The organism is Virgibacillus senegalensis (assembly GCF_000821245.2).
GTDB classification, from domain to species: Bacteria; Bacillota; Bacilli; order Bacillales; family Amphibacillaceae; genus Sediminibacillus; species Sediminibacillus senegalensis.
This window is the reverse complement of record NZ_LN611423.1, coordinates 391,565-404,967: the sequence shown is the minus strand read 5'-3', so window position 1 is coordinate 404,967 and position 13,403 is coordinate 391,565. Positions and strand designations below refer to the sequence as shown.

The following is a 13,403-nucleotide window of genomic DNA, read 5'->3' as shown; positions in this document are numbered from 1 at the left end:
ATCTAGAAGGGAGTGTTTGATCGATGCAAGCTGTTACTTTTCAGGGAAAGGATAACATCCAGGTTAAGCAGGTAGAAGATCCGACCATTCAAGAAAATTCGGATATAATTGTCAAAATAACGGCTACAGGCATTTGTGGTTCTGATTTACATTTGACGAAAGGTACCATCCCTCTCGGAGAAGATTATGTCATTGGCCATGAGCCGATGGGAATAGTCGAGGAAGTTGGCTCCGAAGTCAAGAATTTGAAAAAAGGCGATCGTGTGGTTATTCCATTCAATATCGGCTGTGGCGAGTGTTTTTATTGTAAAAACCAAATGGAAAGCCAATGCGATAACTCCAACCCGCATGGCGATGCCGGTGCTTTGTTTGGATACTCCGAGCAATTCGGAAACTACCCGGGTGGCCAGGCGGAATACTTACGCGTCCCTTATGCTGATTTTACATCTTTCAAAGTTCCCGAAAATAGTCCATTGGATGACGAAAGTGTCTTATTTCTGTCAGACGTTATACCAACCTCCTATTGGAGCGTGGAACACAGTGGGGTGAAATCCGGCGATACGGTAGTTGTGTTAGGCTGTGGACCTATCGGACTGATGACCCAGAAGTTCGCTTGGCTTAAAGGGGCAGATCGCGTGATTGCTGTGGACCAGGTTCCACACCGGTTAGAGCACGCCAAACGGGTCAATAAAGTCGAAACGTACGATTTCAGCGATAACAGTGAACTTGGTGCCCTGCTTAAGGAAAAAACCCAGGGCGGAGCAGATGTTGTTATTGATTGTGTCGGCATGGATGGAACGGTTCCAGAAGGAGAATCGTTTGGCTCCGAACTGGATAATCAGGTTGGGACCATCCGTCCGATTGTGACAGCATCCCAAGCGGTCCGTAAATTCGGTACGGTACAATTAACAGGTGTGTATGGAAGCAATGCGAACGATTTTCCGCTTGCAGACTTTTTCTCGCGCAATGTTTCCCTGAAAATGGGACAGGCCCCTGTTATCCATTTAATGCCGGAATTATATAATATGGTCGAGAATGGCTATATCGATCCAACCGATATCATTACCCACCGAATGGATTTAAAGGACGCTGCCAATGCCTACAAAATTTTTGATGAAAAATCTGATGGTAATATCAAAGTCGTTTTAAAACCATAAGGAAAATCATTAAAAGTTAACAAGACCACCCCGATTGTGCTTTGGGGTGGTTTCCAAATGGTTCGAAACAAAAATAAAGAAACATTACAGTTCCAAAACTTGCGGACTGCCTTCTTCCGTATTCATCAGCCGGATTTTACTCGGTTTTATTTCCAATACGACAAAATTGGGATCGTCCGGTCCTTCAAACCATGCTTTCAGTTTGTCGTTCCATATTTTTTCCTTGATGTCAGGTGATGCTTTGATTGCAGCTGTTCCTTCTATTTCCAAATAAGCATCTTCGAGTCCTTCTCCTTTGTAACCAAGCAAAATATGGACATCATTGTTTGCCTCGATGTCTTCCACTTTATGGGTGTCTTTATCCGTGGCAGAGAACAAGGTAAAGTTTTCGTTGAAGAACGTCATATAGCGTGAAAAGGGCTTTCCATCCTTTACTGTTGCCAATGTTCCGATCAAGTCACTATCCAGAATACTGACTGCTTTGTCTCTTATTTTACTTTGCTCCACACTGTTTGCTCCTTCTTTTTAGGATTGTATGATTAGGTTGCCTATATTTACGGCTTCTAAAACAAATTTTTGAAAATCCGTGCGCCTTTCTCCGTAGGCGGATAAGTAAATCGATGGTATACTGTGAAACGGAACGGACTTAAAGTTAGGAGAAAGTTGTCTATGATTATCATTGTATCCGCTATTTGTGTTGTCGTAGTCGCTCTTATTATCGGGTTATCACTTCTTACAACTTCAAAGGGATACGCCTATAAACATACGGTAGATCCGCATCCGGATGACTCGCCGAGCCAGGAAACGGTAAACGAAGAGCATCGAGAGGAAGAAAAAAACTAGACAAAATGAAAAAGATTAGCCAAAGTTTTGGGACTGTCTGAAGCGACTAAATTTTTTTAGTGAAGTAGCGCTCAGGCGGTCTTTTTTGTTTTATTGGAGGAAGACTGTGTTTTAGAACTCTCAGGAAGGGCTAAAGTTTTGTAAAGAAAAGGAGGGTGGCTTTTGACAGACCAACCAAAATGGCCATGGTTAGCAGAGCAACGATGGGACGATTTGCTGTTTATCCATTGGCCGATTCCATACGAAGATTTAAGGCCCCATGTTCCGGAGCAGTTTGAGTTGGAGACATTTAATGGAGATGCCTGGATAAGCATTGTACCTTTCCAGGGAAACAAAAACCGTTTTCGAGGAATGCCGACACCGATTCCATTTGTGTCTTCATTTTTGGAATTGAATGTCAGGACATATATTCGTTATAAGGGAGAACCCGGGGTATATTTCTTTTCCTTCGATGCAGACAGCAATGCGGCTGTGGCAGGAGCAAGAACAGTGGTTTCGCTTCCTTATATGAAAGCGAAGATGTCCATAAAAAGAACCATGCAAGAAGTTTTATTTCGCAGTCAGCGTATACAAAAAAATGCGCATTCCGCACGCTTCTATGCTCGTTACCGGCCGACCTCACAAGCCTCTTTTGCTAAGTTCGGCTCGTTGACGCACTGGTTGGCCGAACGTTATTGTCTATTCAATATTAAAGGAGATAAAGTATTGAAAGGTCCGATTAACCATTCTCCCTGGAAGCTACAGGAAGCGGAATTAGAGGTGGAGATGGACGATTTGGTTCCGTTTCTTCCGCAGAAACACTTTTCTGCAGCTCCTTTAGTCCATTATTCGAAAACAAAGAAGGTTCACTTCTATCCATTTGAAACCGTTGGAGAGAAAAAATAGGAAACCCCGGCCGCTACGGCCGGGGTTTCTATTACTATCAGTTAATCGCATCCCCTTCAGTTGGAGGGCGATCCTATTTGTTACAAACTTGCTTTCAGGATTTCGAGGGAATCCTGCTTGTTGAGTTTTTTGAAGTTGCCGTATTCACTGTTGGCAGTTACTGTTTTCTCTGCCATTAAGTCAATACTGTCTTCCTGGATATCGTAATCTGACAAGCGAGAAGGTGCGCCGATACTGTTCCAGAATTCGCGCAGTTTTTCAATCCCTTCCAGCCCGACTTCACGATCGGATTTTCCTTCTGGGTCTACGTCAAATACCCGGACAGCCAACTGTTTAAAGCGACCAGGATTTTCATCGATCGTATGCTTCATCCAATTAGGGAAGATGATCGCAAGGCCTCCTCCGTGAGGGATGTCATGAACGGCTGAAACAGCGTGCTCCAGGTTATGCGTTGCCCAGTCACCTCGGTAACCCATATTGACGACACCGTTTAATGCCATTGTTCCATTGTATAAAATTGTTGCCCGGTGCTCATAGCTTTCCAGGTTGTCAAGCAGTTTTGGAGCTGTCTCCATGACGGTGAGCAGCAAGGATTCAACCATGCGATCCTGTAGTATGGTATTGCTTTCCTTGTGGAAGTAATGCTCTAAAGCATGAGACATCATATCGACAATCCCGTAGATGGTTTGGTCCCGCGGTACAGAAAAAGTATTAACAGGATCCAATATCGAAAATCTAGGGAAAGTATAAGGGCTTCCCCATCCATACTTTTCATTCGTTTCCCAATTGGTAATAACCGAACCGGAGTTCATCTCTGAACCTGTAGCAGCCAAGGTCAAAACCGTACCAAATGGAAGGGCATCTGTAGCAGCTGCTTGCTTGGTGACAATATCCCATACGTCGCCGTCATACTTAGCACCGGCTGCAATCGCTTTGGTGCAGTCGATTGTACTTCCGCCACCAACTGCCAAAAGGAAGTCGATCTCTTCCTTTTTACAAATTTCAATTCCTTTACGGGCAGTAGATACTCTTGGATTCGGCTCTACACCAGATAGTTCGAAAACTTCCGCGTTGATCTCAGCCAATGTGTCTTTTACATCGTCATAAAGGCCGTTTCGCTTAATACTTCCGCCGCCATAGACCATCAATACTTTTTTACCGTATTGTGGTACCTCTTCTTTAAGCTTTTCCAACTGTCCCTTACCAAAAATCAATTTAGTTGGATTGTAATATGTAAAGTTTTGCATATTAATCAGCCTCCTTTTCTACAATAATGACGAATTCACAAATCGTTGTAAAGAAATATACAATCAAGGAGGCTGTCGCTCAATCACTTTAGATTAGGAACTTACCATCGTGCCGCCATTCACATGAATAACCTGACCGGAAACGTAAGATGCATCATCAGAAGCAAGGTACACGTAGGCCGGGGCAAGCTCATAGGGCTGGCCGGCCCGTTGAAAGGGGACGTCCTGTCCGAAGGTCGTTACAAATTCTGCGGAAAAACTGGAAGGAATTAACGGCGTCCATATTGGCCCGGGAGCTACGGCATTTACCCGGATCGGTATGTTTGCAAGATTTTGGGATAAGGCACGTGTGAACCCGACAATTGCTCCTTTGGTCGCTGTGTAATCGATCAGTTTTTCATTTCCTTCATAAGCTACGACGGAAGCGGTATTGATGATGGCGCTCGATGCTTGTAAATAAGGAAGAGCTGCTTTGGTTAAAAAGAAAAAAGCATATATATTGGTTTTGAACGTATCCTCCAATTGCTCGGAGGATATGTCGAGAAGACTGTTTTGAGGGAATTGCACACCATGGTTATTGACAAGCACATCCAGCCTTCCGAAGGTTTCGATGGTTTTCGCTATTACGGCCACACAGTTTTTTTCTTCACGCAAATCCGCGACCATGAGCAGGCAACGCTTACCTAGACTCTCGATGCGTTGTTTGGTGCGATAGGCATCTTCATTTTCATAAGAAGAATAATAGGCGATGACGACGTCTGCTCCTTCCTTGGCAAAAGCGATAGCAACTGCTGCCCCGATACCGCTGTCCCCCCCGGTTATGACAGCAACCTTTCCGGTCAGCTTTCCTGACCCGCAATAATCAGGGTTTTCTACAATCGGTCTTGGGTTCATCAGCCCTTCGATTCCGGGTTGCTTTGTTTGGTGTTGAGGCGGGAATCCAGCCTTCACTTTTTCATCTTCTTGCTTAGTATGGAGTTCATTCTTCATTCGTTCCACCCTCCTGGTCAAAAGTCTATTCTTCCGTACATTATTCAGCGAACTACAACAGTGTTACTGATAGACAAAGCATGCAGCTTCCTTAATTGACGGCCTGTTAACTGGAAAAGCCGTCGTCTCGAGCTATGCCAAACCAGCCAGCTATTTCTCTGTATAAATTCGGTGTATCTCTCGAACAATAAACGAGATAAAGCTGGAGGGATACAGATGAAAAAAGAGGGATCAAGCCAGAAAAAAATACGATGGTGGCAGCTTTCCATGATTGGTATCGGTTGTATTATCGGTACCGGTTATTTTTTGGGATCCAGTATTGCCATCAGACAGACCGGTCCATCTGTTTTGTTTGCCTTTATGTTGGCGGCAGTGGGTACCTATGTCGTATTTGATGCACTTGCCAGAATGACTGCAGAGCACCCGGCTGAAGGCTCTTTTCGTTCTTATGCCAAAAAAGCTTACGGTCACTGGGCTGGATTCAGTAATGGCTGGGTATATTGGTCATCAGAAATGCTGATCATGGGCAGTCAGTTAACTGCACTCGGTATTTTTTCGCAGTTTTGGTTTCCCAAAGTGCCGTTGTGGGTGCTTGCATCGGTGTTCGGCGTGCTGGGGCTGATTGTCATTCTCACTGGCGTCAGTGGTTTTGAACGTTTTGAAAATATTTTCGCCGTAGTGAAGGTGGCAGCCATTCTCATGTTTATCATCATCGCCATTTTGGCGATTTCAGGTGTGCTAAATGGCCAAAAAGAGGATCCTTCCTTTTCCTTCGGCTTTCAAGAGTTGTTCCCGAATGGTTTGGTAGGGTTTTGGACGGCGTTGATTTTTGCATTTTATGCGTTCGGTGGCATTGAAGTAATGGGAATCATGGCCAACGAATTAAAAGAACCGAAGGATGCTCCGAAGTCGGGGAAAATTATGTTGTTATCGCTCACTGTCATCTATATCGCCTCTCTGTGGCTAGCCTTACATCTTGTGGCTTGGAACAAATTTTCTACGGACGAAAGCCCCTTTATCTTGGCACTGGATAAATATCATATTGCCTTTGTTCCCCATGTGTTTAATGGGGCGCTGATCATTGCAGGTTTTTCCACAATGGTGGCATCTTTATATGCAATTACAACTATTCTTGTCAGCTTAGCAAAGGATGGCGATGCTCCTAAATTGTTTACTAAAAAAGTTGGTAAAAGGGAACTGCCGCTACGCGCTCTTTGTCTGACTACCAGCGGATTAATTTTGTCTATCGTTGTTTCGTTGTTATTGCCTGACAAGATTTATGAGTATTTCACCACGGCAGCAGGTTTGATGCTGCTCTACACCTGGCTGTTCATTCTTCTTTCTTATAAGAAGGTAATGAAACCAACAGGTATGCAGCTGGTGAAAAGGTTTTTCGGATTGCTCTTAATTTTATTGGCAGTTTCCGGAACATTGTTTGATAAATCAAGCAGACCAGGATTTTTCATCAGTTTAGGTTTTTTGCTGCTTATCGGATTGATCACTTTATCGATGAAAAAGAAATGGAAACAGAAAACGGCCTGATTTCAGGCCGTTTTTATATGGAGTTCCTAATAACGTTTTCTGTAAAAAGGATGAGATGTAATTAGGTTAACGTGGGCGTTGGTGGAAAGGACAGCTTTGACTGGAGGTTTGATCATCCCTTAAAAAGTATTGTTTGGCTTCAAAGTTATCCTCCTGGCCATACGTATTCAAGTCCGGATGAGGAGGTACTTCATCATAGGCCGTCAATCTTTCCCTGATTTTTTCCTTTATGGACGGCGAGGAGGGCTGGTGGTTGAATTGCTCAAATGCCCATCTTGGAGTAAAGGCGAGGAGAAAACAAGGGAAACTGCGGCTTTTTCGCTTTTGGTGGCTTGGAGTAGCCGTATATAGAAAATAACGTTCACCGTAAAAACAATATTCCCATAGGGATTCAGCTGGATGAACAGGGATTTCATCAGGCCAATCAAGGGGATCACGCTGATGGAGATCGGTTAACAGCTTCCAAAATAAGCGTTCATAACCGCGAACGGTATCGTGTTGATCGTCTTCAAAGAATAGGATGAGAGAAGTATAACGGCCGTATTCTTTATAGGAATGACTATACTGTGCAAGCAGGTTTGCCGCCAAATCGACAGCATGGTCGCTGGTGAGCCCAGGCAGAAATCCAAACCGAAAATGTTGCAAAGCAGCCCCCTGTAATGCCGGAATACAAGGGAAACGGTGTTTTTTGTCAGCTAACTTTTCAAGGAAGGCATGATAGTTGGCATAGTGGAAGTCGCTTATTTCTTCCGGTCGTTTAAGTAAATCCTTGCTTGTATAAAGCTTCATGAATCGTCACCCTTTCCCTGTTAATTTATTACCAGGAGCGGAGATGGGTGACTGTCCATTGTTAGCTTAAAGGAATAGCAATGCAGCTGCCTGCCAGCCGAAGTAGATACCAAAGCCAATCAGGGAGAGTCCGGACAGGACGGATATGATGATAAGAAGCCGGTCGGTCAGGAATCGGCGGAAACTGCTGGCTACGAGGGCCATGGAGATGTCCCATATAATCAATCCAAGTATCACGGCACTGCTGTAAAGCAGAAGATGGGTGGTATCATATTGAGCCGCCGTTTTCGCCAGCACGGAACCGTATATACCGAGCCAGAACAAAATGGTTAGCGGGTTGGATAATGCCAAAAAAAATCCGGTGAAAAAGGTTTTCGAGGCTTCGTTCGCTTCTCCACGGTCTTGTTTACTGGATAGCTTTCCGGCACTTAGCAGGCTTTCAAAGCCAGTATATAACAAGACAAAACACCCAAATGACCAAAGGAACGTTTTCATGAATGGAGTTTCCAAAAAATGAACGATACCGAAATAAACGGTTAACATATACAAGACATCGGCTGCTAAAGAACCGAGTCCAATCAACCAGGCGTGGAAAAAACCGCTTTTGATACCCTTGTCTAATTGCGCCGCATTGATTGGTCCGATTGGAGCGGCTAATGAAAGCCCCAAAAATACGTAGCTAAAAAAAATGCCCACTTTTATCTCTCCCTTATGGATCGCTTGTACAGTTTATTCATCGGGAAGAAGACTTATCACTGGAAAATGGCAAGCTAGGCATTCATCGCTGGAACCAAAGGACTAACTGTTGATAAAATGAATGGACAAATGCAAAAGCTGGTGATAGAAATGGGTATCAACGAATTGATTATTTACATAGTGGCTGTGTTCTTTGTTTTGGGAGCCATTGATAGGTGTATCGGCAACAAATGGGGACTTGGGGAAAAGTTCGGTGAGGGATTTCAGACAATGGGATCGATAGCGTTGGCGATGGTGGGGATCATTTCATTGGCGCCAGTACTTGCCAAAATTCTTACCCCTTTGGTATTGCCTGTTTACAGTCTGATAGGTGCAGATCCTGCTTCTTTTGCCAATACGATTTTGGCTTTGGATATGGGAGGATATGCTTTGGCTGAAGCGATGTCACAAACAGAACAGGCAGCGCTTTTTTCCTGGGTGTTTCTCGGTACAATGCTTGGACCGACTATTGCTTTTACGATACCGATTTCCTTAGGAATGATTGAAAAACAGGACTATCCCTATTTTGCCAAAGGGATATTGCTTGGTATTGTTACCGTTCCGGTAGGATGCCTTGCCGGTGGTTTGATTGCCGGTCTTGATTTTGCGATGATCATTCGAAATTTGGTTGTGCCCGTTCTGCTTGCGGCTTTGATTGCAGTCGGATTGTGGAGAAGGAAAGAAAAAGTGCTAGTTGTTTTTTCGTTATTTGGTAAAGCCGTACAGTTGGTTGCTGTGACAGGGCTCGCGTTGATAGGAGTTGAAACGCTCACCGGTTTGGTAATCATTCCGGGAATGCTCCCCATCAATGAAGGAATACAGATTGTCGGAGCCATCGCTTTATTCTTGGCCGGCGCTTTTCCCATGATGGCATTTATTACGAAAATAGGCGGAAAAACGTTGCGGAATATAGGGAGAAAAGCGGGAATGGATAAGGTTTCAACCGCAGGCATGCTGGCATCGCTTGCGCATGTTATCCCGATGCTGGCCATGTTGAAGTCGATGGAACCGAGGGGAAAGGTTGTCAACGTGGCTTTTGCTGTCAGTGGTGCCTTTGCTTTTGGAGGTCATCTGGGATTTGTCGCTGGGGTCAATCAGGATATGGTGTTTGCTGTGGTAGCAGGAAAACTGATTGGGGGAGCCAGCGCAGTGGCACTTGCTTTTTTTATCACACCAAAGCCGGCAGATCATGGGGAGGAGCAAGCGTAAGTAGTGAAATATTGCGGTTCGGAGAACTTTTCGGTTAACTTGTTACAAAAAATTGCTAAAAAAACCGGCTTTGACAGGAGGCCACTGAAAAAGTCCTTTTAATCTAAAGTGGCCGTTAACGCTCGTTGTTGATTCCGCGAATCGCTTGTCGGTGGATTCTTGCCGCGGGCACGGCCTCAGCTAACTTGGTCAAGAAAATCACTTGACCAAGTGGATCTTCGGCTCGCGCTGTTCCCGCAGGCGTCACCACCGCTTGCTCATCGTGGAATTACCAAGGGCCAATCTAAAAAGAGTTGATTTTCTTTGATTTAAAAAAGAAAATCAACTCTTTTGCAAACGTAAAACGAATCGTTAAACTAATGAAGGAATATTTCCGCACCGACCGCTTTTTTAAAATTCTACCTCTCATAAAACTCCAGTTTTTCAGTGGTCTCTTTGACAGCCGGCTTTTTTTGCTCGTTAATGGGTAAGCGATTGTTGCGTTTGTTTAAGGAGTCGCAATAAATCATCTGCTTGTTGCAGTTTATGCTGCTCTTCTTCCTTTAACAGACTGAACTGTTGGTGGGCGAGCGCCACTTGTTCCTGGGCATAATTGAGGTGGTTTTGCGATTCGGTAAATTTGGCAGGATCCGTCTGGGCAAGCGCTGTCCATCGTTGTGCTCGTTTGACGGCTGTTGCAGCTGCTTCCACCAAATTAGATTCCGTGTTCATACCTGCCACCTCCCAGCTATTAATGAACTTCTTTTGTTTCTTCGGCGATGGCTTCATCGTAAGCCGAAATTAATTTAGCCATTTCTTCCTCGGAAACATCTAGTAAAAACTCATCGTCATCTTCATGGAGAATTCGTTTCATCTTAAGTTCGTTTCCGGATGAGTAGAGGATGTACTCTTTGTTATCCATTTCTATGACCGCATCTACTTCATAATCCTGTTGGTTCCCTGCTTCATCTTCTATGGAGATGGTCTCAAGATTTTCTTCTGGTTGCTTCAATTGTCTCACCTCTGTATTAGGTTTTACTGCATTATTAAATTTATTCACAGATGAAAATGGAATCAGTCTGTTTAAAAGTATCAAAAAAAAGGAAAATTATAACGGAATACAAAATTTCGAGGAGGGGTTTACGAATGAGTGATGTACTGTTTACATCCCATGCCACAGCAAAAGGCGGTAGGAATGGCCATGTGAAATCCGATGATGGAATGATTGATTTGGATTTAGTCAATCCGGCGGACGATTCTACTTCGAAAGGATCCAATCCTGAACAGTTATTTGCTGCCGGTTATTCCGCTTGTTTTGACGGGGCGTTAAATTTAGTGGCCAGCAAGCAAAAGAAGGATATCGATTCCACTATTACTGCCGATGTTGATTTTCTGAAGGATCCGGAAGATAACGGCTTTAAAATTGGTGTTACGCTAAACGCTGAAATCAAAGGTGTATCCCAAGATGAAGCAGAAAAGCTGGTAGAGGAAGCGCACAAGGTATGTCCATACTCGAAGGCAACCCGAGGGAATATTAACGTTAAACTGAACACCAAGGCTGTTTAAACGAAACAGGACGGAAGATGGAAAACCAGGATGGCCCAGCTCTATAGGAGCCAGGCCATCCTGGTTTTTGTTTTCATTAAAGTGATTACATGCTTAGTGCCTTTTTTGCCAGCAGCATGTCATGCTTGAATAACTTATTTAAATCATAAGCAGGGTAATTCCCCTGTTTATACATGAATTGGAAAACTCGATCATGCAGTTGAATCATTTTATTTAATTGGTTGACTAGTACATTTTTCAAAGCAGGTGTAGCAGTTTCGGTAATGGCGATGCTATAATTGCGTACTGCTGTTTTAGACAAAACGAGCAAATCGCCCTGGAACAGTGTTTCGTCCATTTGTTTTCTTTCCTCGTCTTCCTCTCTTGGCGTAAGCGGATAAAATGCCAGCAACTCGTGCAAACTGGCTTCGATTTCCTTGATTGCTAACTGATACAATCCTTTCAGTTCGGAATTTTTAATATGGGGCAGTGTGGTCTTTAATTTCATCAGCCCAATAGAGTTAAAAGCAGTAAGTTCATGCAGTTCAAGTGATTCATGCCAAGCTAACTTTTTATCCAATGCTAAACAACTCCCCTGTCTGTTTAAAAATGTCTCTTCATTGTATGTAGATACCGATTTTTTGGTTCACGTGCCGATTTAATCGGAGGATATGCAGGTTCATGCGGAAGGTTTTCGTTGTGTTTTCAGCTCGCTTGGCAATTGGATGTTTGACTGTCCCCTCCGCAATGTAGTTAACTAAATGACAGTAGATCTCTGGAAAAGGGAGCTGGTGTTGGATAAACCCCATAATCATATAAATGGAATGCTATCACAGATAGAAGATGAACAGAAATAAGCAAGGAGAGGGAGGGAATTGGTCAAAGTAAATGTCCGCCAACAAGGAAGGGGATGCTAGTCTGTCAGGAATAGACAGCCTTTTTAAACGAGAAGTGGCAAGGACAATCTGACCGTGTAGTGCCCCTCCTTGGAGATATGTTGGTAGAATTGAAAATAATACAGGGGGAAGGTAAATGTTCAAAATAAGGAAAGGAAGGCTGGATGATTTTCCAGAGCTTCTGGAAATTTACAAAGAACTGCAACAGCGCAGAGTCGAAGCGAAGCCGGAATATTTTAAACAAAGTCAGGAACCGATCAACCGGCAAGATCTGTCGGAAATATTGGAAGATGAGCGAAAACGGTTATATGTCGTTGAGAAGGATGGAGCTATTCAGGCATTTACGGTTTTTAAAGGGATTAAGCAGGCAGAAACAGCGTTGTATAAGGAACGCCGGGTTATCAAAGTGGAAGAACTGTACATTAAACAAAATCAAAAATACAAAGGGATCGATCAATATTTGTTTGAAAAGATTAAGCAGTTTGCTACCAATATCCAAGCCACGGAAATAGAACTCGAGCTTTGGGAATATGATCAGGAATTGATTGATTATTATGAAGAAAGACTGGAATTGATACCGAAAACGAGAACAATGGTTTTTTCTATCAGCGACCAGGGGGGAGAATAGTATGACAAAAGTGAGAACAAAGATTCTTTTTATCGGTGCAGGAAGAATGGCCCAAGCTATTATTGGCGGTTTAGCAGGGAATGAGCGGTTTTCCATTACTGCTTCAAACAATGACAATGAGGAACGGCTTCACTATGTTAAGGCCGCCTATGGAATTTCTGTATCGAACGATTGGCGGCAAGAAGTTGCCAATTCCGATATCGTTCTGCTGGCTATGCCGCCCGAAATTCATCCCCCATTGCTGGAAGATTTAGCACGATTGATCGACAATCAGCTCGTCATAACGGTTGCTGCCGGCATCTCTCCATCTCTTTTGGAAGATGCATTGCCAGAAGGTACACCTGTAGCCTGGGTCATGCCGAATACAGCCGCCAGATTAAGTGAATCAAGTACGCTTTATGCTGCCGGAAAACATGTCGAATTACATCATAAGCAGCTTCTGGAGGAGATTTTAATGGGAATCGGAGCGTTCGAAAACGTCACAGAGGAGCAGCTTTATGAATTAACGGCGATTACCGGGAGTGCTCCGGCTTTCATTTACCGGATTGCTGAATCGTTAAAAAACCAGGCAGCTGCTGTCGGTATTTCTGAACAGCAGGCACGGAAACTGGTCGCACAGATGATAGCGGGATCTGCGGCGATGTTGCAAACAGGGGAAGATCCTGCGGAATTGGCTGACCAGGTTGCGACCCCTGGAGGTTCGACGGCAGCAGGCTTACGTGTATTGGACGAGAAGGGTATCGATCAACTCATGCAACAGGCTGTTACAGCCTGCAGGGAGAAGAGCAGGCAGGACCACTAAGAGATTGGCAAAAAGGATAAAGGAAAGTGCACTGGTTTTCTCGGCCACGCATTAGGATGCGTTCTCTTTTTAACACGATATTTCCGGATGGAAGATGCCCTTGCTGGGTAATTTATTTTTGCATATTAATATATTTAGCAACTTTCCTAAAGAAAC

General features: G+C 44.0%; 16 protein-coding genes. 8 read left to right on the top strand and 8 right to left on the bottom strand.

From position 1 onward, the window contains the following. The first annotated feature begins 23 nt into the window (after positions 1-23). Positions 24-1,157, top strand: a complete 1,134-nt coding sequence (locus BN1067_RS03470; protein ID WP_053217511.1) for a zinc-dependent alcohol dehydrogenase — start codon at positions 24-26, stop codon at positions 1,155-1,157. Positions 1,158-1,241: 84 nt separating this feature from the next. On the opposite strand, the gene BN1067_RS03465 is transcribed toward BN1067_RS03470, so the two are convergent. Further along, the gene (locus BN1067_RS03465; RefSeq protein ID WP_053217510.1) at positions 1,242-1,664 is read right to left on the bottom strand and encodes a pyridoxamine 5'-phosphate oxidase family protein; all 423 of its coding nucleotides are present in this window, start codon (positions 1,662-1,664) and stop codon (positions 1,242-1,244) included. A 162-nt stretch (positions 1,665-1,826) separates the two neighbouring features. Between BN1067_RS03465 and ytzI the strand changes: the two genes are divergently transcribed. Both ytzI and BN1067_RS03455 read left to right on the top strand, forming a co-directional pair. Continuing rightward, complete coding sequence (gene ytzI, locus BN1067_RS03460; RefSeq protein WP_110943284.1) at positions 1,827-2,000, top strand: YtzI protein; 174 nt, start codon at positions 1,827-1,829, stop codon at positions 1,998-2,000. A gap of 162 nt (positions 2,001-2,162) precedes the next feature. Then, positions 2,163-2,885, top strand: coding sequence for a YqjF family protein (locus BN1067_RS03455; RefSeq protein WP_053217509.1), 723 nt, complete (start codon positions 2,163-2,165; stop codon positions 2,883-2,885). A gap of 80 nt (positions 2,886-2,965) precedes the next feature. Here the strand turns inward: BN1067_RS03455 and BN1067_RS03450 are convergent, their stop codons facing one another. Further along, positions 2,966-4,132: an iron-containing alcohol dehydrogenase gene (locus BN1067_RS03450; RefSeq protein ID WP_053217508.1), complete on the bottom strand. Its 1,167-nt coding sequence runs from the start codon at positions 4,130-4,132 to the stop codon at positions 2,966-2,968. Between the two features lie 93 nt (positions 4,133-4,225). Further along, positions 4,226-5,122, bottom strand: a complete 897-nt coding sequence (locus BN1067_RS03445) for an SDR family oxidoreductase (protein ID WP_053217507.1) — start codon at positions 5,120-5,122, stop codon at positions 4,226-4,228. A 216-nt stretch (positions 5,123-5,338) separates the two neighbouring features. Between BN1067_RS03445 and BN1067_RS03440 the strand changes: the two genes are divergently transcribed. Beyond that, complete coding sequence (locus BN1067_RS03440; protein WP_053217506.1) at positions 5,339-6,664, top strand: amino acid permease; 1,326 nt, start codon at positions 5,339-5,341, stop codon at positions 6,662-6,664. A 66-nt stretch (positions 6,665-6,730) separates the two neighbouring features. Here the strand turns inward: BN1067_RS03440 and BN1067_RS03435 are convergent, their stop codons facing one another. Both BN1067_RS03435 and BN1067_RS03430 read right to left on the bottom strand, forming a co-directional pair. Then, the gene (locus tag BN1067_RS03435) at positions 6,731-7,453 is read right to left on the bottom strand and encodes a YqcI/YcgG family protein (protein WP_053217505.1); all 723 of its coding nucleotides are present in this window, start codon (positions 7,451-7,453) and stop codon (positions 6,731-6,733) included. Positions 7,454-7,519: 66 nt separating this feature from the next. Beyond that, entirely contained in the window at positions 7,520-8,149 is a 630-nt protein-coding gene (locus BN1067_RS03430; RefSeq protein ID WP_053217504.1) for a LysE family transporter, read from the bottom strand. A 150-nt stretch (positions 8,150-8,299) separates the two neighbouring features. Between BN1067_RS03430 and eutH the strand changes: the two genes are divergently transcribed. Further along, the gene (gene eutH, locus BN1067_RS03425) at positions 8,300-9,397 is read left to right on the top strand and encodes an ethanolamine utilization protein EutH (protein ID WP_053217664.1); all 1,098 of its coding nucleotides are present in this window, start codon (positions 8,300-8,302) and stop codon (positions 9,395-9,397) included. 459 nt (positions 9,398-9,856) lie between these two features. On the opposite strand, the gene BN1067_RS03420 is transcribed toward eutH, so the two are convergent. Continuing rightward, complete coding sequence (locus BN1067_RS03420; protein WP_053217503.1) at positions 9,857-10,108, bottom strand: hypothetical protein; 252 nt, start codon at positions 10,106-10,108, stop codon at positions 9,857-9,859. 19 nt (positions 10,109-10,127) lie between these two features. After that, positions 10,128-10,388, bottom strand: coding sequence for a hypothetical protein (locus BN1067_RS03415; RefSeq protein ID WP_053217502.1), 261 nt, complete (start codon positions 10,386-10,388; stop codon positions 10,128-10,130). A gap of 134 nt (positions 10,389-10,522) precedes the next feature. Between BN1067_RS03415 and BN1067_RS03410 the strand changes: the two genes are divergently transcribed. Further along, positions 10,523-10,942 (top strand): organic hydroperoxide resistance protein, encoded by a 420-nt coding sequence (locus BN1067_RS03410; protein WP_053217501.1) that lies wholly within the window; start codon positions 10,523-10,525, stop codon positions 10,940-10,942. An 85-nt stretch (positions 10,943-11,027) separates the two neighbouring features. Here the strand turns inward: BN1067_RS03410 and BN1067_RS03405 are convergent, their stop codons facing one another. Further along, on the bottom strand, positions 11,028-11,501 hold the full coding sequence (locus BN1067_RS03405) for a spore coat protein (RefSeq protein ID WP_053217500.1): 474 nt from the start codon (positions 11,499-11,501) through the stop codon (positions 11,028-11,030). Between the two features lie 452 nt (positions 11,502-11,953). Between BN1067_RS03405 and BN1067_RS03400 the strand changes: the two genes are divergently transcribed. After that, positions 11,954-12,445: a GNAT family N-acetyltransferase gene (locus tag BN1067_RS03400; protein WP_053217499.1), complete on the top strand. Its 492-nt coding sequence runs from the start codon at positions 11,954-11,956 to the stop codon at positions 12,443-12,445. A gap of 1 nt (position 12,446) precedes the next feature. Continuing rightward, positions 12,447-13,247: a pyrroline-5-carboxylate reductase gene (proC, locus tag BN1067_RS03395; RefSeq protein ID WP_053217498.1), complete on the top strand. Its 801-nt coding sequence runs from the start codon at positions 12,447-12,449 to the stop codon at positions 13,245-13,247. Positions 13,248-13,403: the final 156 nt, after the last annotated feature.

Coding starts and splice junctions, on each gene's coding strand:
- BN1067_RS03470 (WP_053217511.1), top strand. CDS start 24: ATGCAAGCTGTTACTTTTCAGGGAAAGGATAACATCCAGGTTAAGCAG.
- ytzI (WP_110943284.1), top strand. CDS start 1,827: ATGATTATCATTGTATCCGCTATTTGTGTTGTCGTAGTCGCTCTTATT.
- BN1067_RS03450 (WP_053217508.1), bottom strand. CDS start 4,132: ATGCAAAACTTTACATATTACAATCCAACTAAATTGATTTTTGGTAAG.
- BN1067_RS03445 (WP_053217507.1), bottom strand. CDS start 5,122: ATGAAGAATGAACTCCATACTAAGCAAGAAGATGAAAAAGTGAAGGCT.
- BN1067_RS03440 (WP_053217506.1), top strand. CDS start 5,339: ATGAAAAAAGAGGGATCAAGCCAGAAAAAAATACGATGGTGGCAGCTT.
- BN1067_RS03435 (WP_053217505.1), bottom strand. CDS start 7,453: ATGAAGCTTTATACAAGCAAGGATTTACTTAAACGACCGGAAGAAATA.
- eutH (WP_053217664.1), top strand. CDS start 8,300: ATGGGTATCAACGAATTGATTATTTACATAGTGGCTGTGTTCTTTGTT.
- BN1067_RS03420 (WP_053217503.1), bottom strand. CDS start 10,108: ATGAACACGGAATCTAATTTGGTGGAAGCAGCTGCAACAGCCGTCAAA.
- BN1067_RS03410 (WP_053217501.1), top strand. CDS start 10,523: ATGAGTGATGTACTGTTTACATCCCATGCCACAGCAAAAGGCGGTAGG.
- BN1067_RS03400 (WP_053217499.1), top strand. CDS start 11,954: ATGTTCAAAATAAGGAAAGGAAGGCTGGATGATTTTCCAGAGCTTCTG.
- proC (WP_053217498.1), top strand. CDS start 12,447: ATGACAAAAGTGAGAACAAAGATTCTTTTTATCGGTGCAGGAAGAATG.